The organism is Sphingobacterium sp. Ag1 (genome assembly GCF_000988325.1).
In the GTDB taxonomy this organism is placed as follows: domain Bacteria; phylum Bacteroidota; class Bacteroidia; order Sphingobacteriales; family Sphingobacteriaceae; genus Sphingobacterium.
Genome location: NZ_LBGU01000037.1, coordinates 47995 through 67584, shown reverse-complemented (window position 1 = coordinate 67584; position 19590 = coordinate 47995). Strand labels below are relative to the sequence as shown.

20 protein-coding genes are annotated in these 19590 nt (G+C 34.8%); all 20 read right to left on the bottom strand.

From position 1 onward, the window contains the following. Window positions 1-3: 3 nt before the first annotated feature. The 20 genes from AAW12_RS11655 to AAW12_RS11560 all read right to left on the bottom strand — a co-directional run bounded on the left by AAW12_RS11655 (window position 4) and on the right by AAW12_RS11560 (window position 19567). The gene (locus tag AAW12_RS11655) at window positions 4-609 is read right to left on the bottom strand and encodes a sugar transferase (RefSeq protein ID WP_046673808.1); all 606 of its coding nucleotides are present in this window, start codon (window positions 607-609) and stop codon (window positions 4-6) included. Then, a complete protein-coding gene (locus tag AAW12_RS11650; RefSeq protein WP_197084020.1) occupies window positions 602-1768 on the bottom strand; it encodes a glycosyltransferase family 4 protein in 1167 nt (388 codons plus the stop codon). The genes AAW12_RS11655 and AAW12_RS11650 overlap by 8 nt, the downstream gene beginning before the upstream one ends. A gap of 18 nt (window positions 1769-1786) precedes the next feature. Next, window positions 1787-3091 (bottom strand): right-handed parallel beta-helix repeat-containing protein, encoded by a 1305-nt coding sequence (locus AAW12_RS25455; RefSeq protein WP_197084019.1) that lies wholly within the window; start codon window positions 3089-3091, stop codon window positions 1787-1789. A 10-nt stretch (window positions 3092-3101) separates the two neighbouring features. Further along, entirely contained in the window at window positions 3102-4232 is a 1131-nt protein-coding gene (locus tag AAW12_RS11640) for a glycosyltransferase (RefSeq protein WP_046673807.1), read from the bottom strand. A gap of 2 nt (window positions 4233-4234) precedes the next feature. Beyond that, complete coding sequence (gene wecB, locus AAW12_RS11635; RefSeq protein ID WP_046673806.1) at window positions 4235-5374, bottom strand: non-hydrolyzing UDP-N-acetylglucosamine 2-epimerase; 1140 nt, start codon at window positions 5372-5374, stop codon at window positions 4235-4237. Beyond that, on the bottom strand, window positions 5371-6756 hold the full coding sequence (locus tag AAW12_RS11630) for a hypothetical protein (RefSeq protein WP_046673805.1): 1386 nt from the start codon (window positions 6754-6756) through the stop codon (window positions 5371-5373). Before AAW12_RS11630 ends, wecB begins: the two co-directional genes overlap by 4 nt. 26 nt (window positions 6757-6782) lie before the next feature. Then, on the bottom strand, window positions 6783-7898 hold the full coding sequence (locus AAW12_RS11625; RefSeq protein WP_046673804.1) for an NAD-dependent epimerase/dehydratase family protein: 1116 nt from the start codon (window positions 7896-7898) through the stop codon (window positions 6783-6785). A gap of 5 nt (window positions 7899-7903) precedes the next feature. Then, a complete protein-coding gene (locus AAW12_RS11620; RefSeq protein ID WP_046673803.1) occupies window positions 7904-8329 on the bottom strand; it encodes a WxcM-like domain-containing protein in 426 nt (141 codons plus the stop codon). A 15-nt stretch (window positions 8330-8344) separates the two neighbouring features. Further along, on the bottom strand, window positions 8345-9379 hold the full coding sequence (locus AAW12_RS11615; protein WP_046673802.1) for a polysaccharide biosynthesis protein: 1035 nt from the start codon (window positions 9377-9379) through the stop codon (window positions 8345-8347). Between the two features lie 39 nt (window positions 9380-9418). Next, the gene (locus AAW12_RS11610) at window positions 9419-10624 is read right to left on the bottom strand and encodes a glycosyltransferase (protein WP_046673801.1); all 1206 of its coding nucleotides are present in this window, start codon (window positions 10622-10624) and stop codon (window positions 9419-9421) included. Continuing rightward, on the bottom strand, window positions 10621-11808 hold the full coding sequence (locus AAW12_RS11605) for an O-antigen ligase family protein (RefSeq protein ID WP_046673800.1): 1188 nt from the start codon (window positions 11806-11808) through the stop codon (window positions 10621-10623). The genes AAW12_RS11610 and AAW12_RS11605 overlap by 4 nt, the downstream gene beginning before the upstream one ends. Next, window positions 11789-13132, bottom strand: coding sequence for a lipopolysaccharide biosynthesis protein (locus AAW12_RS11600; protein WP_046673799.1), 1344 nt, complete (start codon window positions 13130-13132; stop codon window positions 11789-11791). Before AAW12_RS11600 ends, AAW12_RS11605 begins: the two co-directional genes overlap by 20 nt. A gap of 32 nt (window positions 13133-13164) precedes the next feature. Beyond that, window positions 13165-14448, bottom strand: coding sequence for a nucleotide sugar dehydrogenase (locus tag AAW12_RS11595; RefSeq protein WP_046673798.1), 1284 nt, complete (start codon window positions 14446-14448; stop codon window positions 13165-13167). Window positions 14449-14477: 29 nt separating this feature from the next. Further along, window positions 14478-15446 carry an SDR family oxidoreductase gene (locus AAW12_RS11590; RefSeq protein WP_046673797.1) on the bottom strand — a complete coding sequence of 323 codons (969 nt, stop codon included), beginning with the start codon at window positions 15444-15446 and terminating at the stop codon, window positions 14478-14480. A gap of 15 nt (window positions 15447-15461) precedes the next feature. Further along, window positions 15462-15980: a transcriptional regulator gene (locus AAW12_RS11585; RefSeq protein WP_046673796.1), complete on the bottom strand. Its 519-nt coding sequence runs from the start codon at window positions 15978-15980 to the stop codon at window positions 15462-15464. Between the two features lie 243 nt (window positions 15981-16223). Beyond that, entirely contained in the window at window positions 16224-16700 is a 477-nt protein-coding gene (locus AAW12_RS11580) for a hypothetical protein (RefSeq protein ID WP_046673795.1), read from the bottom strand. Between the two features lie 270 nt (window positions 16701-16970). Next, on the bottom strand, window positions 16971-17969 hold the full coding sequence (locus AAW12_RS11575) for a mannose-1-phosphate guanylyltransferase (RefSeq protein ID WP_046673794.1): 999 nt from the start codon (window positions 17967-17969) through the stop codon (window positions 16971-16973). 6 nt (window positions 17970-17975) lie between these two features. Continuing rightward, window positions 17976-18398, bottom strand: a complete 423-nt coding sequence (locus AAW12_RS11570; protein WP_046673793.1) for an adenylyltransferase/cytidyltransferase family protein — start codon at window positions 18396-18398, stop codon at window positions 17976-17978. A gap of 64 nt (window positions 18399-18462) precedes the next feature. Further along, window positions 18463-18933, bottom strand: a complete 471-nt coding sequence (locus AAW12_RS11565; RefSeq protein ID WP_046673792.1) for an adenylyltransferase/cytidyltransferase family protein — start codon at window positions 18931-18933, stop codon at window positions 18463-18465. A 112-nt stretch (window positions 18934-19045) separates the two neighbouring features. After that, window positions 19046-19567 carry a 3'-5' exonuclease gene (locus AAW12_RS11560; RefSeq protein ID WP_046673791.1) on the bottom strand — a complete coding sequence of 174 codons (522 nt, stop codon included), beginning with the start codon at window positions 19565-19567 and terminating at the stop codon, window positions 19046-19048. Window positions 19568-19590 lie beyond the last annotated feature (23 nt).

Genomic DNA, 19590 nt, shown 5'->3' with positions numbered 1-19590 from the left:
AATTTAGTTGTTTCCATTAAACGGTTCTATTGTAATATGTCCATCCGCCGAAATCCCCTCTCGCTTAAATACTTTTTTAAATGTTATAAAAAAGACCTTTAAATCGGTAAGAAAGGAGACATGGTCTACATACCAGACATCCAACTCAAATTTTTTTTCCCAAGAGATCGCATTTCTGCCATTGACCTGCGCCCAACCGGTAATACCCGGTCTTACTTCATGACGGCGCCGTTGCCTGTCATCGTATAAAGGTAGATATTGAATTAATAGCGGTCTAGGCCCTATAATTGCCATATCACCTTTGAGCACATTAATTAGCTGAGGAATCTCATCAAGCGATGTCTTTCTCACAAAAGACCCAATAGGTGTTAAGCGTTCTGCATCAGAAAGAAGATTGTCATTGGCATCCTTTTTATCATTCATTGTCTTGAACTTGATGATTTTAAAGATCCGTTCATTCAATCCTGGTCGCTCTTGAAAGAAAAATGGCTTGCCATCATTGGCAAAATAAAGCCCTATTGTCACAACAATAAAAACAGGACTAAGGATAGTCAAACCTATAAGTGCTATAAAAAAATCGAAGAATCTCTTAAAAAAATGCCTATACATTGTCTAATCCTCTATCTTTTAATAAACTTTTGTACTCAGTCAAAAGGGCATCCCAAACAACCTGCTGTTCGTAACGCTCGGTAATCATTCGTCTTGCATTTCCTTTCATCTGTAAATAAAACTCCTTATCTGTTATCATCATTTCCATTGCATCTTTAACCGCGTCCACATTCTTAACAGGAATAATTGTTCCATTTTTTCCTTCGATGATGATTTCGTTACAGCCATTTATATCTGATACGATAGCTGGTAGTTCCATAGCTCCAGCTTGCATAACCACATTTGGAAACCCCTCACGATAACTTGGAAATACCAATGCACTAGAAATAGCTAAGTAGGGGCGAACGTCTTTTTGAAAACCTACAGAAAGAATATTATTGCTCTCATTGATCCATTTTAGCGTATCATTATCCAAAGGGTCAAGATCACTCTCCAGTGGCCCAACTAACAGTAGCTTCACTGCAGAATGGTTTAACTTACAAAAAGCTTTTACCAGTTCATTGATACCTTTATCTCCAACAAGTCGACCAACGAATACAAAAACAAAATCATCATTACCAATACCCAATTCATTCTTTAATAAATTCTGTTGTTCTGCCGATATAGTTTCTTTTGAAAATAGGGCCGTATTGATGCCATTTGAGGAACCATTACCAATTACTTTTAATTTATTCAAAGACGTGTATCGATTGGATACAATAAAATCAAATAGTCCTTTTGAATTAGGATATACCTTTGTAGCCGCACCATAAGTAAGCCGTTCAACAAAGTCAAGAATCTTCCGTTTTACTCCCATTGTTTCCATTAAAGGCATACCCGCAACTGTATGTAATCGGATTGGAACTCCAGCAAGCTTAGCCCCTAGCATACCAATGATACCAGCCTTGGGGGTGTGAGAATGAACAATAGAAGGTTTTTCTTTCTTGCAAATCTTATAAAAATCCCATAAGGACTTTAAATCTTTAAGTGGTGAAATTGTTCTTGTCATTTCTATAGCATGAACTTCGATACCCTCACTTTTACTCACCTCTTTTAGCTCAATCCCCTGAGAGGCTATTCCTTTAACGGAAAGGCCATGTTCGTGCATAAATTTTAATTGACCTTTCAATAGAATTTTAAGTGAAATTGGAACAGTAGTAATGCGAATTAAGACACTCATAATTATTTTTCTAAATTATTATCTTTTTAAGTTCACTCCCGCTTTTAAGTAAAACTGATCGGACGTTTTTATTCCTTGTACTTCTATTCCTTCAACATTAACATTTTCAAAATTAGAACCATTATCATCATCAAATGATAGCCCTGCACGCATTAATGGGTACTGTCTATTATCAACAATAGCTATATTTTTTATTTGGACATTTCCCATTTTATTAAAGATAGCTTTTCTGGAATCTCTTCCAAAGGATATCCCTGCCCCCCATCTTGGCGACTTATTATTAGAACTATTGGAATTCTTGATTTTTGAATCTGAAATTGTCAGTTTTGGAGTATTAATAGATGCATAATTTTCAATAAAAATCCCATTTGTTTTATTATTAATATAATTAGAATTTTTTATTGAAATAGTCCCAACAAGTCTTCTAGCACTTGTTTCCAGATTAGATATATATAGTCCCATGGATCCGCCATTATCGGAATGTCCATTAAGAGAAATATTTACCTTACCAGCCCGTCCTACCAATTTATTTAACAAGATCATAACGCCAGCGCCCTCATTACTTGTCTCAAGATTATTTACAAAAATATTATTTATGACATCAGAACCATTATTTGGCTCAATATCCAGTCCCGCTTTGGGCATTGTTCCATCAGATTTAGAAATTTTCCCATCCTGAATAAAAACATTTTCCCCGGAAATAATCGAAATTCCATTCCTTCGACTGCTAATAATAGAGCAATTTAATATAAAAATATTTTCATTATGGACAGAATTTACGTTATCATCACCCAGATAAATTCCATCTCCCCAAGTATTTCGAACATTAGGATTATAAAAGACAACATTTCGTGACTCAACAATACGAATTCCCATTCCCCACTCCCCTATTTTTCCTTTATGCTGAAATCTATCTCCAATCAAATTCGCATTATAAATTTTCACATTCTCTTTTCGTTGAATATCCAATATTGCATAAGTCGACCGATCATTCGGGAGCATTATTAATGAAGATTGCTTTTGAAAAAAAACATCACTATTTGAGTTTATTGTTAAACCCTTAAAATTTATCAATACTGGAAAATTGGGCATTTTGACGGACTTATATTTATTAAGTCCCTTTTGAATAATATCAGTATAATCAACGGTGCCATTAACCACATAACCTTTGGGTAGCAACGTCGTCAAATCAAACGCATTATTTTGTAACTTCTCTATTTCAGCTTTTGTTTTGCTAACATTTGCTAAAGAAAAATCTTGTCCCTTTAAATCTTGAGCTAAAAGAAAAAGAGCGCTAATAAAAAAGATATTTAACAATTTCATTCGATTTGATTTAAAACAGTTCATAAAACTTATCAGTGTATTTTCGGTAATCAAATAATCTTGAGTTCAGACAGAATTCCTTTTTCAACAAAATATCTTCCTTAGAGGATGAAAGAGCAAGTTTTATACCGAGAATTAGCTCTTCGTCAGTCAAACTTTTAAAGACATATCCAATCATAGGATATTTTTCAAAATAAGTATGTAAATTACTAGAAGCATTCGTTATAACAGGTGTACCACAACTAATAGATTCAACAAATTTTGTAGGAAATCCTGCGGTATTGGTTAAATTACTGTCTCTAAAAAAAATAGAAAAATCCGCTTCTTTTATAAATTCTAGAGCTTTGCTATGAGAAACACGACCATTGAAATGAATATAAGTATCATCAATATTGTCGTTAAGAGTTGTTCCAAAATTTTCTAAAAATTGTTGTTTACTCAAGCCTATAATATTTATATGAATATCTTTCTTCAAATCAAGTCTAGCTTTATTAATTGAAGAAATAACCAAATCCAATCGATCTTTATTTCCAGCTCCTGGAGACCCAGCATACACTAAATTATAACGATCATTTAAAGGGTTACTATTCTTTTTCCACTTATCTTCGTAAACATCCACTAATGGGGGAATATTAATCAGCTTCTTAACCTTTCCCTTATAAAAGTTTTCTAAGTAGTCACTTATGACGATCAGACCATCAATTTGCGGAAGAATTATCTTCATCCTGAACCATACGTCAATTCGTTTTATTATAGAAACTAATGATACACCTGGAGCTTCATACCACTCAGTTATATCTCCAAAAACTATTTTCCCTTTAAATCTGCTTTTTAAACGACCTAATTTAAATGAAGGATAATTATAAAAAATTAGAACATCCGGATTAAATTGATTTATTAATTCGGATTCTTTCCTAATTGAAAACAAAAATGATACCCATGCTCTCTTACTCTGTGGATATATAATCTCATGGCAATCAAAACCCTCAAAATTAAACCTCCTTGGAACGGATTTAGTCAACCCGACAAAAATAATCTCATGTCCCAAATCTCTTAAAGCTTTTCCGTTAGAAAGTACTCGTTGGGCTGCCGCATTCTTGTCGGGTAATTCAAAACCTCCTATATATAGGATTCTCTTCATATTTAAATCTCTTTTGACCAAACAGTCCTTCTAATGTAATCCGTATAAGAAAGTATAATGCGAACTACTTTTTCCGAAACATTCGGCATAGAGTAATCTGCAACTTGACGAAAATTACGTTTTTTACCGACTTGTTGTCTCAGAACTTGGGTTAAACCTTGCAATACACGCACTGGAGAAAGTCCAACCATCATTACAGAAGCTTCTTCCATAGCTTCTGGTCGTTCATGGGCTTGACGTATATTTAATGCTCTAAAGTTTAATATCGACGATTCCTCGGAAATTGTCCCCGAATCGGAAAGTACAGCGTAAGAACGCATTTGTAACGCGTTATAATCGTGGAAGCCCAAAGGCTTCAAAAATTGAATTTCTGATCGCATTTCTATTTTCATTTTATCGATCATATTTCGAGTACGAGGATGAGTGGACACAATGACAGGATAACCGTATTGTTCGGCAATTGCATTTAAAGATTCCATTAAGCCTCTAAAATTTCTCTCGTTGTTAATATTCTCTTCGCGATGTGAAGAAACAACAAAAAACTTACCTTCCTCCAAGCCTAGTTTGCTCAATACATCGGAGCCTTCAATTTCAGGTAAATAGTGATTTAAAACTTCGAACATTGGAGAACCCGTTTTGATAATGCGATCTGCAGGCAAACCCTCTCGCAGCAAATATTCCCTTGCAATATCCGAATAAGTCAAATTTACGTCAGCGGTATGATCAACAATTTTACGATTGGTCTCCTCGGGCACGCGTTGATCAAAACAACGATTGCCCGCTTCCATATGAAAAATAGGTATTTGACGTTTTTTAGCAGGAATAGCACACAAACATGAATTTGTGTCACCCAAAACTAAAAATGCATCTGGTTTTAGATCTTCCAACAAAGGATCTATTGTAATTAGAATATTGCCAACGGTTTCCGTCGCAGTTTTACCTGCGGCGTTCAGGAAGTAATCTGGTTTACGAAGCCCCAAATCCTCAAAAAATATTTGATTTAACTCGTAATCATAATTTTGCCCGGTGTGTACAATAATATGATCAATTGCGTCAGAGCTATCTAATGCAGCTAAGACTCTTGATAATCTTATAATCTCTGGTCGTGTACCCACAACCGTCATCACTCTTAATTTTTTCATTTTATCTTTTTTACTTTAACACGTTCTAATTCGTAGCTATCTAGATCTAACAAATAGATATTTCCATTAACGTCTTTTCCGACAGGATATTTTTGTGCATAGATACTTCCAGCTGTCTTTGCAAATGTTGAATAAAACTGAGGTTCTTCATTCTCTATTTTAATATATAGATTTCTATACTTATTATCATAAAGTCCACCTTCATTATTTGTACTCTGCAAATATTCGTTTTCGCTGATTTGCTCTGAGCACCATAATGCACTATTAACCAAAGGATACTTCGTTACTTTATTTTGCTCAACATTCTGCTTTATTTCATTTCTACTAAGTTTAAGCATATACTGAGCAGAGGCAGCATCCGTAGTCCAGAATATGTTTTGTTTGGTAAAAAACATAGAAAGCGATCGCCATGTTTGATCACCCCCTCCCAAAACATTAAACGTTAAACCATTATCAGAAGAATAATAAATTGCACTTTCATAATTCAGATCACCATTTCCCAAAAATAGTAGATTTGAATAAGGATCCTTTAATAAGAAATGTATATGCCTCGTTGTCGGAAGCGCATTAGATGACTCATATTCTAACCTTGAATAAAATAGTTTTCGAATACTTGTTTTACCTGTAGAGAAATTATAAGCCCTAACAGCTTGTCTTTTGTAATTAGTCCCGGGATTATACTCTGAGAAAAGTAGCTCTTTTCCATTTTCATTATTGACTATAACCATCGATTCTTTTATGCCCCTGCTTTCTGAATAAATTAATTTCCAATTCTTAAGGTTTTCACTCACATATAAATTGTTGCCTGTTCTAACAGCATAGTGCTTTCCATCTGTTACCATTTGGTTATACATTAAATCTACTAAAGGAAAATCACATAAAAATTCTAAATCACCAGTTTTACCTCTTTTAATGTATAACTTGTTGTTAGAAAAAAAATAACTGTTATTGTTAAATGTGTATACAAAAAAATTCTGTTTTGGAAAGACTTCATAACGTTCTAAATAGTATTGATTATCAATCCATCCTTTAAGTTTGAATGTCAAAGTCTTCTTTTCTTTTGTAACTTTATTGGAAAAAGACAAAGTAAACTTTGCCTTATCCATATTAGACTGATTTAACAATATTAGTTTACCATCTTTGAAAGAGAAATTTTTTAAATTTTCTCCCTGAATCTCCCCAGTAGGCCAACCTAAAATCTTAATCAAATCAATAGAATCCTTATAGTAAAAGCATAAATCATCCTTGTTATCTATTTCTGAACTTAATGGAGTTCCATCTTCATCAACTATTTCAGACTTTTTGTTATCCCCAATAACCGCCTTATCTTTAGAACATCCCCATGTAAAGATTAGGACTACAAAAAAAACAATTCTTTTCATTTTATTAATAATGGCTTTTAAATTTGTTAAACTGTTTCGAAATAAGTATCTGGATCCTCAGGATTAAATGGTTCATTAATCCAAAAAATAGTATACAATTCCTCTTCCCCTATATTTTTTATATTATGTGTATACCATATAGGCATATCAACATACGCAGGCTCTTCTCCATTTAAATAAAAATCAATTATTTCATCATCCCCTATTTTACGAATTTGGATTAATGCCTTTCCTTTTATAACAGCGAACCGTTCTATCTTGCGTGTATGATAATGATTACCTCTTGTGATTCCTGGAACAGTAGTGGAAAAAGAACATTGACCACCAATTCCCAAACGAATAACTTCTACAAAAGCACCTCGAGGATCGATATGTTGGGTGAATTTTACAGGGAAATGCGTTTTATATTCGATATATGAACGATATGTATTAAATAGATTGTGTTCAAATGATCCATTAATAATGGGAATTTCCCCATTGTCAAGGTACTTTACTTTATAATCTATTAATAACTCTAATACTTCGGAAACCTTTCTAACAGCTGTAGGTTCTATAAAATACTCCGTTTCCGTTTTACTTTGTCTAATTTTTTCAATAATGGTATTAACTAATTCTTGAACATAGATTAGTTTAACTTCGCCATCTGTTGCTATGACAGGTGTATCACCATGCGTCAACTGATAACAGAAAGTCGAGATGAATGAATTATAGAAAGGTTTACCAAATGCACCAAAAACATTTGGAATAATCAACCCGGTAACTTTACCATTATTCTCTGTAGCCCATCTTATTAATGTCTCACGACCTTCTCTTTTTGATTTTCCATATAAATTATCCCTTTCTTCTTGTGTGGAAGAAGATATCATAACGTGAGCTTTAGAACCAGTTCTTTCTAATGACGCCACAAGTTTGTTTACCAAGCCTACATTCGTTTCATAAATGAATTGCTCACTTTCATGTCTATTCATTGCAGCGAGATGCACTATTACATCACATTGTGATACAAAATCGTCAAGCTCTTCGTCTTTTTCAAAGAATTCTTTCTGAAATATTATCCTCTCAAATTCATCCGGTAGAAGTCCCAATGAATTATATAAATGCTTCCCAACGAAACCATTTTGTCCTGTTATACCTATTCTCATTTACTCTATTTTTTTCTATTCACAAAATAATCCAGTGGATACGTGTAATCATCTATTTCAGCATTTTCAATACCATAATCGGCAAAAACCAATAACTCAGATTCCGGCTCCAAAGCTTGAAAAGCTGTACCATAACCAGAGGACAGATGTAAAACCTGGTTTTTAGAGGAATCTAGGATTATATTTTCCACACTGAGCTCAGTAGAGGTATGGGTCCAGTCATCTATTTTTACTACATCAACAGAGAATTTACCAGAAAGCGCATAAAACCACCTTTGTTCTATACGATGTGCCCGCCACCCCCGAACCAAATCAAGGTCTGTATTCTTGATAATATAAAAGCGTTTCACAGAAGACATATCGAAATCATTCGCAAAACGAATCTGCCCCCTCATATCCTTCGCTATGCCGCCTTGAATAAAATTAATCATAGTCGAAACATTAAATTAATATGGATACTGCATAACATCTTCCCCAAATACTTCCTTCCGAATCAATGGTAATTTAGAAACAAGTTTCTTAAGGCCTTCGACTCCTTGTTGCTCTGTATTATGTGAATGATAATCCTCTATTTTAGACACATCTTCTTCTCCTTCGGAAAAATACTTCGCATAATTTAAATCTCGATTGTCTGCTGGTACCCGATAGAAGTCTCCCATATCTTCTGCCTTCAACATTTCTTCTCGCGTACAAAGCGTTTCATAGAGCTTTTCCCCATGTCTAGTTCCAATCACTTTAATTGGCACTTCTTTACCCGTCAGACTGATTAATGCTTTTGCCAGATCACCAATAGATCCTGCAGGCGCCTTATTGACAAATAAATCTCCGGGATTAGCATGTTCAAAAGCGAAAAGAACTAAATCAACCGCATCTTCTAACGACATAAAAAAACGGGACATATTCGGATCCGTCACGGTAATTGGTTCCCCCTTTTTAATCTGATTTAAGAATAATGGGATTACAGAACCTCGGGAAGCCATGACATTACCATAACGTGTTAAACAAACCACAGTATCAGTAAGATTTCGAGCCTCAGCTACTGCAACCTTTTCCATCATAGCTTTAGAAATCCCCATAGCGTTAATAGGATATGCCGCTTTATCTGTACTTAAGCAGATTACTTTCTTTACTCCATTAGAAGCTGCAGCGCGAATCACATTTTGTGTTCCCTCAACATTCGTTTTCACAGCTTGCATTGGAAAGAACTCACAAGAAGGTACCTGTTTAAGTGCTGCCGCATGAAAAATATAATCTACTCCTCTAGTTGCAGGTTCTACGGAATTAAAATCTCTTACATCGCCTATATAGTATTTGATCTTATCATTTTTATATAAATTGCGCATATCATCCTGTTTCTTCTCATCTCTAGAAAAAATCCGAATTTCACGAAAATGATCAGTTTCCAAAAATCTATTTAAAACAGCTGTTCCAAAGGAACCGGTTCCCCCAGTAATTAATAATATTTTATTTTCTATTTCCATTTTGAATATTTTATTTTGAATATTTTATTTTGATAAAAATTAATCTAATAATAACTCTAATATTTTTTGAACTTGAACCTTCGCCGATTTATAATTCAAAATAAATTTTGAAGCGGAACTACCTAGTTCCATTCTTTCCCGTACATTTTTCTTCAAGATTTCCTCTATCCTTTGTCTTAAACCCTCTACACTGTAATCGTCTAAAACATAGCAATAGTTAAAATAAACTTCAGGTATACCCGGCAACCGATACATTAAAACAGGAGTGCCACTAGCAAAATATTCCATCGTTTTTGAGGGAAAGGAATATTTGGTATATTCACCTTCAGGTTGACGTGGATTAATTAATAGACTCGCTTCTTTTTGTAATGCTAATACTTCTTCATGAGGTACCTTTCCCTTAAAAATTATCCGTTCATCAAGCCTACAATAAGAAGTAACCAGTTCCTTAGCTTCCCCATCACCACAAATCACTAATCTGACATCAGGGGAGGCTATCTGATGAAAGGCATCAAGTAAATTTTGTAAACCATATTTAACGTTAAGTGCTCCAGAATATAATATCATTTCCTTATTATCTTTATAGGATATTTCCGAAGTATCAATAACATGCTTTGATTTGTAGATTCCCTCTATTACAACGTATTTATTTTTTTGAATGCAAAGTTTTTCAACCATCGCTTCTGTTAAAAGCACATATTGATCAAATGATTTCAGATTTAAATATATATATTCAATATTCTTTTTATAAATACCTAATATTTTATGAAACCGATTTGCTCCCATATATTCTGGTAAGTCCAAAATGATCAAACTCAATTTCAAATTCGGATATTTTTCTTTTGCTTCTATCGCGACCTTCATTAAATCTGCATTTAATGAATACACAATAATATGCAATTCTTCTTCAGTTCTATTAATCTTACACCACTTTAATACTTCTTTCTTAGCATTGTTAAACATGCTACTAAAAATAGGAAGATTTAATATCTTAATAGGCGCAACTGACACTATATCGTCAATATCACTTCGCTTAAAATTTAAAAATATTTTCTTATAACCGAACGGATATGTACTTAAAAACGGAAGGGTGACGATATGTAAATTAATATTGTTTTCAATAAATCCTCCTATTAATGCTTCTTGGAAGTTTTGAGCTGCAAATTGATAGCTTCTCTTACTGTCCGAAAACATCTGATCCTTATATGCTGGTGGATAGAGTCCACATAGAAACAATATTTTCATTTTGAATGTTTTATCCTTAATAAAATTTTACTATAAGAAATTCCTATGGCTAAAAAAAGAACCATATTATAAACCGAATAAATCATGTAATTAACCGTTGATAGCCCGATGAGCATAATAAAAGCCACCAAATAGCAAATATAGTACTCCAAATATTCTTCCCTACGCTTATACCAAAATATTGCCTTCAAACCCAAATACATTAAAGACACAATATAAATAATAAGGGCAATTATTCCATAATCATATAGAATTTCAAGAAAATCATTGTGACTTGGAATACCTATATCTCTAATAGTCGCAGCATACCCTAACCCAAAAAAAGTTTCAATACCGTCTCTCTTCGAAATCTTGCCTAATAATTCTTCATTGATTTCGTTCCGACCATTATCAGAAGAATTTTCAAACCTGTGCAAGACAGAATCTACAAACCCTATGTTTTCAATTTCATTTAAGAAATTAAAAGCCAATAACGCTAAAAATAATCCGATAAAAATCAATCGAGCCTTCGATCGCTCGGAATAATATAAGATTAAAGCTAATAAGATACTAAAGTTTACAACTAAGATTGCAGATCTCTTTTGGGACATAACAGTACAAATCATAATAACAACTGTTAACAATAGTCTCAATCTTTTTTTTTCAAAAAGAAATAGAAATGGAATGAACACAACTATAGAGAAAATTGCATCGTTAGAAACTACCGAAATAGAGCCAAACTTGAGATAATATGTTCCTATGTATTGAATTAATAAAATGATTATTATGATAGTAATAGCTCTGTTAAACACCTTAAAATCCTCTTTAACGTTACCCAATACTATTCCGTACCTGTAAATCAACACAAAAGAAAAAGTGTAAATTACACTTTTGAAAAAATCATTAAAATCTAAAAAGTTTATAAATAAAGATATACTGCACGCAAGTATGAAAAGATATAACCATTTTAGAGAAAAAATATTGATCGTTTTTCGATCAGTTAAAAATGAAAGGGTTAAGAATCCAAAAATAAAAACCCTAAGAATACTATATACTACACTTTCTTTTAGTTCACCACTATCCAAAACTAAAAGATATCTAGAAATTGTATCTACGGATAAAAATAATAGTCCCGTCAATAGGAATCCAACGATCGAAAAGTCATTGTAAAACCAGCCTGTTTTCTTACTTAGACCAAACCCCATAATCTTTCCTGTTTAAGATTTTCTGCAACTGAACATGTCCTATAAATGATTGGCATAGAAAAACCAATGAACTAACTAAAATAACTCCATAATAGCCATAAAGATTAGTAAAGTAAACCATTAATGGAATAGAAATGAGTGCAAAAACCAAATAGACTAACATTTGTATAGTAACTTTACCTATCCCATTTAGACAAAACATATACAAATTTGCCCTAGATAATAAGATCATATGTATTCCCATAGCAAATGAAAGCCAATAATCGATTTGAATATTCTTCGCTAGCCAATATTTGTAAACAAATGGTGCCATAAAAAATAATACAATAAAAATGGGCAAAACCAATGTCCATATTTTGGATAATTTATGGTATGTTTTTTTCATCCATTCTATTTCACCTTTTGCATATGCATCAGTAAAAGCTGACCAAAACGGTAAAAATACAATTCCCATAACCACATAAATCATACTAAAATATCGATAGGCTATATTATAGGTTGTCACTGACGCTGGCCCCATAACCCTAATCAAAATAAAGTTAGCGAATTGAAAAACAAATAGCATGGACAGTTGAATAATAAAAAACTTACTACCAAGGCCAATTATATTTTTTGTTAATGAAAAGTCTATGGATCCAATAGAAGGAGAATAATCCTTGAAATTTGACTTATACATTATAAAAGAAATAACTGCTAATGAAAAAGCAGGAACACCAACTAATGCAATAGCCAAATTTTCTAGACTTCCTGTTGTAAAATAACTTAAAAAATAGATAGCAACTAATGCCAACAACTGCCCAATGGTAACAACGGATGCAGAAAATGCAGGCTTTTGATCAGCCAAAAGCATAGTTGTAAACAAATTTAAAATCATTTGGAACGAGAAGAAAACAATTAAAAGATTAAAAACCTTCCTTAAAGTTACGTTCAGGTCTGGATTAACACTCAACAAAGAGCTCCAGTTCAGCCAATTATTAACAATCAACCCGATCACCATCAATGTCAAAAAGATCATTAAAAGAATAACATAACTTGTCGAAACATAACTTCTAGCCAATTCCACATTACCCTCAGCTTTTGCTTTTGTAAAGCTATTTCGAAATCCATGTGTAAGTCCAAAATCGAAGTAAACCATCCATGAAACAATAGAACTAATTGCTATCCAAATCCCATATTGAGATGAATCTACATAGCCAATTGTCGCTGGAATTAATTGGAATGAAATAAGAACTGCGAGTAATTTATTCGCAAATAATAAAATAACATTCTTCTGCGCGACCTTGGTGCGCAAATCATTAGACTTAAAAACACTTAATATCTTCATCAATTTTTGACACTACTCTTTAATAGGAATATTTAAAGTCTATTATCAGCCTTCTCTGCGATAATCCCCTTTACATCATAAATAACAGCACTTTCTTTCTTCAATGTATCAAGGTTTATATTTAAAAATTCATTGTGGGCTACCCCTAATACAACGGCATCAAATCTTTTATTTGGCAACTCACTAACGCTTTCAATTCCATATTCATGATGTACTTCGGCGGGGTTTGCCCAATGATCATAAGTTGTAACCTGAACACCATAATCCTCTAGCGCTCGAATTACATCGACAATCTTCGTATTACGAACATCAGGACAGTTCTCCTTAAAAGTAACACCTAGCATTAATACTTCAGCACCATTCACGTTTATCCCCTTTTTGATCATTGTCTTCACCACTTGTGAAGCGACATATTCACCCATAGAATCATTTAAACGACGGCCTGCCAAAATAATTTCTGGGTGGTAACCATGTTCTTGTGCCTTTTGAGCTAAATAATATGGATCTACTCCTATACAGTGACCACCTACCAATCCTGGTTTGAACGGTAAAAAATTCCATTTAGTACCTGCGGCTTCTAAAACGGCATGTGTATCAATATTTAAAATATTAAAGATCTTTGCCAATTCATTGACAAAGGCAATATTGATATCGCGTTGCGAGTTCTCGATCACTTTAGCTGCTTCTGCCACTTTAATACAGGGAGCTAAGTGTGTACCTGCTGTGATAACTTCTTTGTAAACGGCATCAACCTCTTCTCCGATCTCAGGCGTAGAACCTGACGTCACTTTTAATATTTTCTCAACGGTGTGTTGTTTATCTCCGGGATTGATACGCTCTGGCGAATAACCTGCAAAGAAATCTTCGTTAAATTTCAATCCTGAAATTTTTTCTAAGACAGGTATACATTCTTCTTCTGTAACTCCGGGGTACACCGTAGACTCGTAAACAACAATATCGCCTTTTTTCAGCACCTTACCTACTGTTTCTGACGCCTTATACAATGGTGTTAAATCGGGTCTATTATTTTTATCGACAGGGGTAGGCACCGTAACGACATAGAAATTTGCTTGCTCAATATCGCTTAGCTGATTTGAACAATATAAGCCATTACTATTATCTGAAAAAGGGTTATCGTTTGATAAAACAGCCTGAAGAATATCATCTTCCACTTCCAACGTTAAATCTTTTCCAGAACGCAATTCATTAATACGTTTCTGATTTATATCAAATCCAACTACTGGAAATTTCGTAGCAAATAATCTGGCCAAGGGAAGACCAACATATCCTAATCCAATTACAGCTATTTTTTTCATTTATATACGAGTTTATGATGATTAAATTATTATTTTAAATTATCCCAATACCATTTTACAGCTTCTTTCAGCCCTTCACGGATAACATGAGTCGGCTCATAGCCCAGTAATTGACGTGCTTTGTCAATGGAAGCCAACGAATGTGGGATATCTCCTTGTCTATTGGGACCATGAACGATCTCTACCTTCGCAATTTCAGCATCATATTCTGTCAGAAACTCTTTCAAGTACCCAACCAACTGATTTAAGGTTGTACGGTCGCCAACTGCCGTGTTATACACCGTGTTAATCGCATCTGGATTATTTGTAGTCATGGCACGCTCGTTCATCTGAATCACATTATCTACATAAGTAAAATCACGCGAGTAATCACCTGTACCGTTTATCACGGGGCTCTCATGGTTCATAAATTTTTTGACAAACAATGGGATAACAGCTGCATAAGCACCATTTGGGTCCTGACGACGACCAAATACGTTGAAATAGCGAAGACCAATAGTCTCTAATCCGTAAGTTTTTGAAAAGATATCGGCATAAAGTTCATTGACGTATTTAGTAATTGCATATGGAGATAAAGGCTTTCCAATAATATCTTCAACTTTTGGAAGGCTTTCAGAATCGCCGTAAGTAGAAGATGATGCGGCATAAATAAAGCGTTTTACGCCCGCATCACGAGCGGCAACTAACATATTTAAAAAACCTGTCACATTGACTTCGTTCGAAGTTTGTGGATCCTTGATGGAACGGGGCACTGAACCTAACGCAGCCTGATGGAGCACATAATCTGCACCTGCTACGGCTTTCTGACAATCGGCATTATTACGGATATCGCCTTCAATTAAAGTAAAATTAGGATTTTCACCGTGTTGTGCCAGATTATGACGATGACCTGTAGCAAAGTTATCCAATACAACGACCTGATGTCCTTTGCCTAAAAAATGTTCAACCAGATTAGAACCAATAAATCCTGCTCCTCCAGTAATTAATATCTTGCTCATCTTATTTTGAAATAATTATATCTTAGAGTTGTTTGTATACAAATTAATGTAACGCTGTTCTTCTTTAGATTTGACAAAGGAAATATTCACTTTCTTTTCTAATTTTTTCCCAACCTTGTCCGCTAACAGCAATAAATATGCCTGATTTATATCTTCACCTAAAATTAACACATCTATCTCACCGGAATCCACACCTGCAGCATAGTCTCCAATCAAGCTAACTTCTTGGATATCTCCAGCTTTTTGTAGAATATTATCTACGATTTCATCAATTCCCAAATAGGTATGAATTAGTTTTTGTATTGGCTTAAATAAGGAATTTTTGGTATTGGCCCGGTATAGTATTTTGTTTTTGTCTGTACTCTTTTCTAAATAACCAGCTTCTGACAATTGATTTAGTTCTTTGCGAATTGCATTGGTTGACTCCTGAAACTCCTCCGCCAGTCCACGTAGATGAGACTGATTACTTGCCGACACAAAAAATTTGATCAGCAGCTTTAATCGAGTCTTAGATGTAATTAAAGATTCCAGCATGGTTTAGTATAAATCGAGCAACAAAAGTACTCAATACAAATAATTAATGCAAATTAAGAAATTGTTATTAAATATTAAAGACACCTTAATTTGGGAAATAGCAGGTCATAAACTCGTCTATACACAAGCTCATACATCACCTTGAATTTAATTAATCCACGTGGAACAATCAGGGTAACTAATTGAAATACACAGGCACCTCTATTGAGATGTCTAAAAATGAAAAGACAAAAATTAATAAAATCACAGCGTTACATTTTGATATAAATCCGTAATAGGTAGTGTAGCAGTAAATGGCACAGATCGGCTCTGCTCAAAATTCATTACGCCAGATATATTTACGCGCCCACCTTTTAGATCTTCTATCCTTGCATTGCGTCTAACCACTTTAAAACGAACTGAAACATCAGCTTTAGGAATATCCTTTTGTTCAAATGGAATAACCAAAATTTGCTCCAGATTGACACCTAAAGCCGTATTCAGAGGTCTTACTTTACGAATAACAATATTTTTTAATTTATCGTCATTCCTTTCAGCTTTGAATACAAATACACCACTTTTAACATTGCGATCTCCACTGTATTGCCCAGGCCGTTCCTGAAACATATAATTGACAGTCATCCCTACGCTTCGATTGAATCGTTGCTCCTGTTGCCTTTTCCTTATCAAAAAATAAATGGTGATCAATACTAAGATAGATATCGTGATAGCAGGTGTCATAAGAATATGTTAAATAAATTTAAATGGCTTTTTCAGTTTCGATGTACGAATCCGATTACATTCAAATATAGTTCAACAGCTTCTTTTATCATCAAAATCTAACAGGGACAAACAAGGGACATTTCGTAACCAACTAATAATCAATAAAATACACAGTGTTATTTTATTATTAACAAATAGTTCTTTTGAAAAACAAATTAACAAAAAGATGAATTTAGGTTAAGGGAATATGGATAGGGAGCGCAATACCAGTACACCCCCTGAATAATTTTAGTCAATCAATTTGGACTGATGACGCTCAAGCGTATTATATATTTTTTTGACATCTTGGGATTTCTCTTTCTGCAAGACCAGAATGGCATCCTTGGTATGCACAAGAATACTATCACGCAGCCCGACAAAAGCAGTATAAACATCCGTACCAATGACCATATTCCCATTTTCATCAACAGGATGACCTGTTTGTTTTAAATAGTCATACATCGATTCGAAGGAACCTAAGTCCGACCATTGAAAGCTAGTAGCAACGACACGAATTTTCTTTGATCGTTCCATTACGGCATAATCGATGGAAATCGAAGGAATCTCTTTAGACAATTGCAAATCTAACTCGCCATCCTGACGATGTTGCCAAGCGTTAAAAGCAGTCGCGTATACCTTAGGCTCGAACGTCTGTAGTTCAGTCAAAAATGTATCTGCCCGAAAACAGAACATACCCGAATTCCAGAGAAAGTTGCCACGTTCAATAAAATCTTCCGCCGTATCCTGGTTGGGTTTCTCACGAAATGATAACACCTTATCATCCTTATATTCGATGTAACCATATCCAGTCTCTGGGCGTGTCGGCTGTATACCAAATGTAACAATATACCCTTTGTTCGCTTTTTCTATCCCAGCCTTAATTGCTGCCGCATACGCCTCATCCCCAACAATCACATGATCTGACGGAGTCACAATTAAAATATCATCGGGCTGCGCCGCAAAAGCCGCAAACGCGATCGCTGCAGCCGTGTTCCGAGGCGTCGCTTCGACAATATCAATATAGTCTATCTTATTATTCTCCATGACTTCACGGCTCAGACTGTGGTTGTCACAGTTGCCAACAACAATAACCTGCCCACATAAGGATTGATTACGCTTAACGGTCATCTCAAACAAAGAACCGTCCTTAAATAAATCAAGATATTGCTTCGGATAACTTTTACGTGAAAGTGGCCATAATCGACTACCTACTCCACCTGTCAAAACAACATGTATAATATTGCTCATAGTATATTAATGTTTCTCTGCTTCTTTATCAGCTACAACCTTACGTAAACCTGCACTCGAAAAACGATGCGTACGCTTGTTATAATAAATTTCAATATTTTCTTCCACGCAATATGTGCGTCCCGAAAAATCAGTATCCCGATATTCCTCACCAATAATTCGGATATGGATGGGTAAAGCCTTGATCATATCAATCAGATCCTGTTCGGTTTCGTAAGGAATGATTTCATCGACATAACGACAGCCCTCCAATTGGATATAACGCTCGACGATGGTCTGCGTGGGTTTCGCCTTCTCAGGAAACACTTCCGAAGGATCAGTATTGAGCCCAACAATTAAATAATCGCAATGGCGCTTTGCTTCCTCCAACATCATAATATGACCGGCGTGCAATAAATCAAAGACACCGAAAGTAATTCCAATTTTCATCGTATAATTTATCCTTTAATGGCTGATGAGAGCTCGCAAGCTCGGTTTCATTTAATTATCTCCTTTACTGCTTAAAAATATTTAAGTCTGTTTCTTCTTCCGAATTGGCATCCGCGACAATTTTGCGGAGCCCGGAGCTGGAAAACCGATGGTCTCGGCTATTAAAATACAACTCAATGCCAGATTCTTCACAATAGGCTCTGCCTGTAAAACTCTTTTCCCGATATTCGTCCCCCACAATCCGGACATCTATCTTAAAGGATCGAAGGATATCTTCTAAATCCTGTTCCGTTGCATAAGGAACAATCTGATCCACATATTTACAGCCTTTGAGCTGAATATAACGTTCGACAACCGTCTGAGCAGGTTTATTTTTCTCTGGACGATCTAAAGTAGGATCGGTCTGTAGACCACATATTAAATAATCACACTGTCTTTTCGCATCTTCGAGCATTTTAATATGCCCCGCATGCAATAAATCAAAGGCACTAAAAGTGATGCCAATACGTAAACCTTTTGCTGGAATATTAATCATAATCAAACTGCATTTAAAGGAATATAGATATCTCGTTTATCTATCAAAGATAAGCTTTATATTAGTAACAATACATGACAATGTTTTGTTCAGTGAATAAGAAAAGTATATATTATACCAAAGATGGGATATCGGCATGTCTTAAATATAATTGTGCACAGGCCCGTGCATCTGAAAGCGCTTCATGGTGGTTAAGTTCGATCCCAAGTACTTCACAGCAAGCATTTAGTCGTGCGGGCTTAAAGCCTTTCCCCTGATAAATCTTAAATGTACATTCCCATTTTTCCATAAGTCCCAAATGATCGTAGGACAAATTGTAATACCCCATCGTCTTGCGAAGAACACCACGATCGAACAATTCATTATGGGCCACCATAATTCGATTATTGATGAGAGGATAGATACGTGGAAATAATTCTTTGAATGTGGGAGCCTGAGCTGTATCTTTAGGTTTAATACCGTGCACACGTGTAGTCTGCCACATATATTGATTTTGGGGCGGTTGAATCAGCGAATAAAATTCCTCGACAATAGTCCCTTGTTCAACAACGACCAGCCCAATAGCACAGGCAGAATTTTGGTTGGCTGTCGCCGTCTCGAAATCTATTGCTGTAAAACTTAATCCTGATTGCATAATCACTCCTCCTAACGTTGCGG

Excerpts from the sequence above, each read along its gene's own strand:
- AAW12_RS11655 (WP_046673808.1), bottom strand. The coding sequence starts at position 609 with ATGTATAGGCATTTTTTTAAGAGATTCTTCGATTTTTTTATAGCACTT.
- AAW12_RS11650 (WP_197084020.1), bottom strand. The coding sequence starts at position 1,768 with ATGAGTGTCTTAATTCGCATTACTACTGTTCCAATTTCACTTAAAATT.
- AAW12_RS25455 (WP_197084019.1), bottom strand. The coding sequence starts at position 3,091 with ATGAAATTGTTAAATATCTTTTTTATTAGCGCTCTTTTTCTTTTAGCT.
- AAW12_RS11640 (WP_046673807.1), bottom strand. The coding sequence starts at position 4,232 with ATGAAGAGAATCCTATATATAGGAGGTTTTGAATTACCCGACAAGAAT.
- wecB (WP_046673806.1), bottom strand. The coding sequence starts at position 5,374 with ATGAAAAAATTAAGAGTGATGACGGTTGTGGGTACACGACCAGAGATT.
- AAW12_RS11630 (WP_046673805.1), bottom strand. The coding sequence starts at position 6,756 with ATGAAAAGAATTGTTTTTTTTGTAGTCCTAATCTTTACATGGGGATGT.
- AAW12_RS11625 (WP_046673804.1), bottom strand. The coding sequence starts at position 7,898 with ATGAGAATAGGTATAACAGGACAAAATGGTTTCGTTGGGAAGCATTTA.
- AAW12_RS11620 (WP_046673803.1), bottom strand. The coding sequence starts at position 8,329 with ATGATTAATTTTATTCAAGGCGGCATAGCGAAGGATATGAGGGGGCAG.
- AAW12_RS11615 (WP_046673802.1), bottom strand. The coding sequence starts at position 9,379 with ATGGAAATAGAAAATAAAATATTATTAATTACTGGGGGAACCGGTTCC.
- AAW12_RS11610 (WP_046673801.1), bottom strand. The coding sequence starts at position 10,624 with ATGAAAATATTGTTTCTATGTGGACTCTATCCACCAGCATATAAGGAT.
- AAW12_RS11605 (WP_046673800.1), bottom strand. The coding sequence starts at position 11,808 with ATGGGGTTTGGTCTAAGTAAGAAAACAGGCTGGTTTTACAATGACTTT.
- AAW12_RS11600 (WP_046673799.1), bottom strand. The coding sequence starts at position 13,132 with ATGAAGATATTAAGTGTTTTTAAGTCTAATGATTTGCGCACCAAGGTC.
- AAW12_RS11595 (WP_046673798.1), bottom strand. The coding sequence starts at position 14,448 with ATGAAAAAAATAGCTGTAATTGGATTAGGATATGTTGGTCTTCCCTTG.
- AAW12_RS11590 (WP_046673797.1), bottom strand. The coding sequence starts at position 15,446 with ATGAGCAAGATATTAATTACTGGAGGAGCAGGATTTATTGGTTCTAAT.
- AAW12_RS11585 (WP_046673796.1), bottom strand. The coding sequence starts at position 15,980 with ATGCTGGAATCTTTAATTACATCTAAGACTCGATTAAAGCTGCTGATC.
- AAW12_RS11580 (WP_046673795.1), bottom strand. The coding sequence starts at position 16,700 with ATGACACCTGCTATCACGATATCTATCTTAGTATTGATCACCATTTAT.
- AAW12_RS11575 (WP_046673794.1), bottom strand. The coding sequence starts at position 17,969 with ATGAGCAATATTATACATGTTGTTTTGACAGGTGGAGTAGGTAGTCGA.
- AAW12_RS11570 (WP_046673793.1), bottom strand. The coding sequence starts at position 18,398 with ATGAAAATTGGAATTACTTTCGGTGTCTTTGATTTATTGCACGCCGGT.
- AAW12_RS11565 (WP_046673792.1), bottom strand. The coding sequence starts at position 18,933 with ATGATTAATATTCCAGCAAAAGGTTTACGTATTGGCATCACTTTTAGT.
- AAW12_RS11560 (WP_046673791.1), bottom strand. The coding sequence starts at position 19,567 with ATGCAATCAGGATTAAGTTTTACAGCAATAGATTTCGAGACGGCGACA.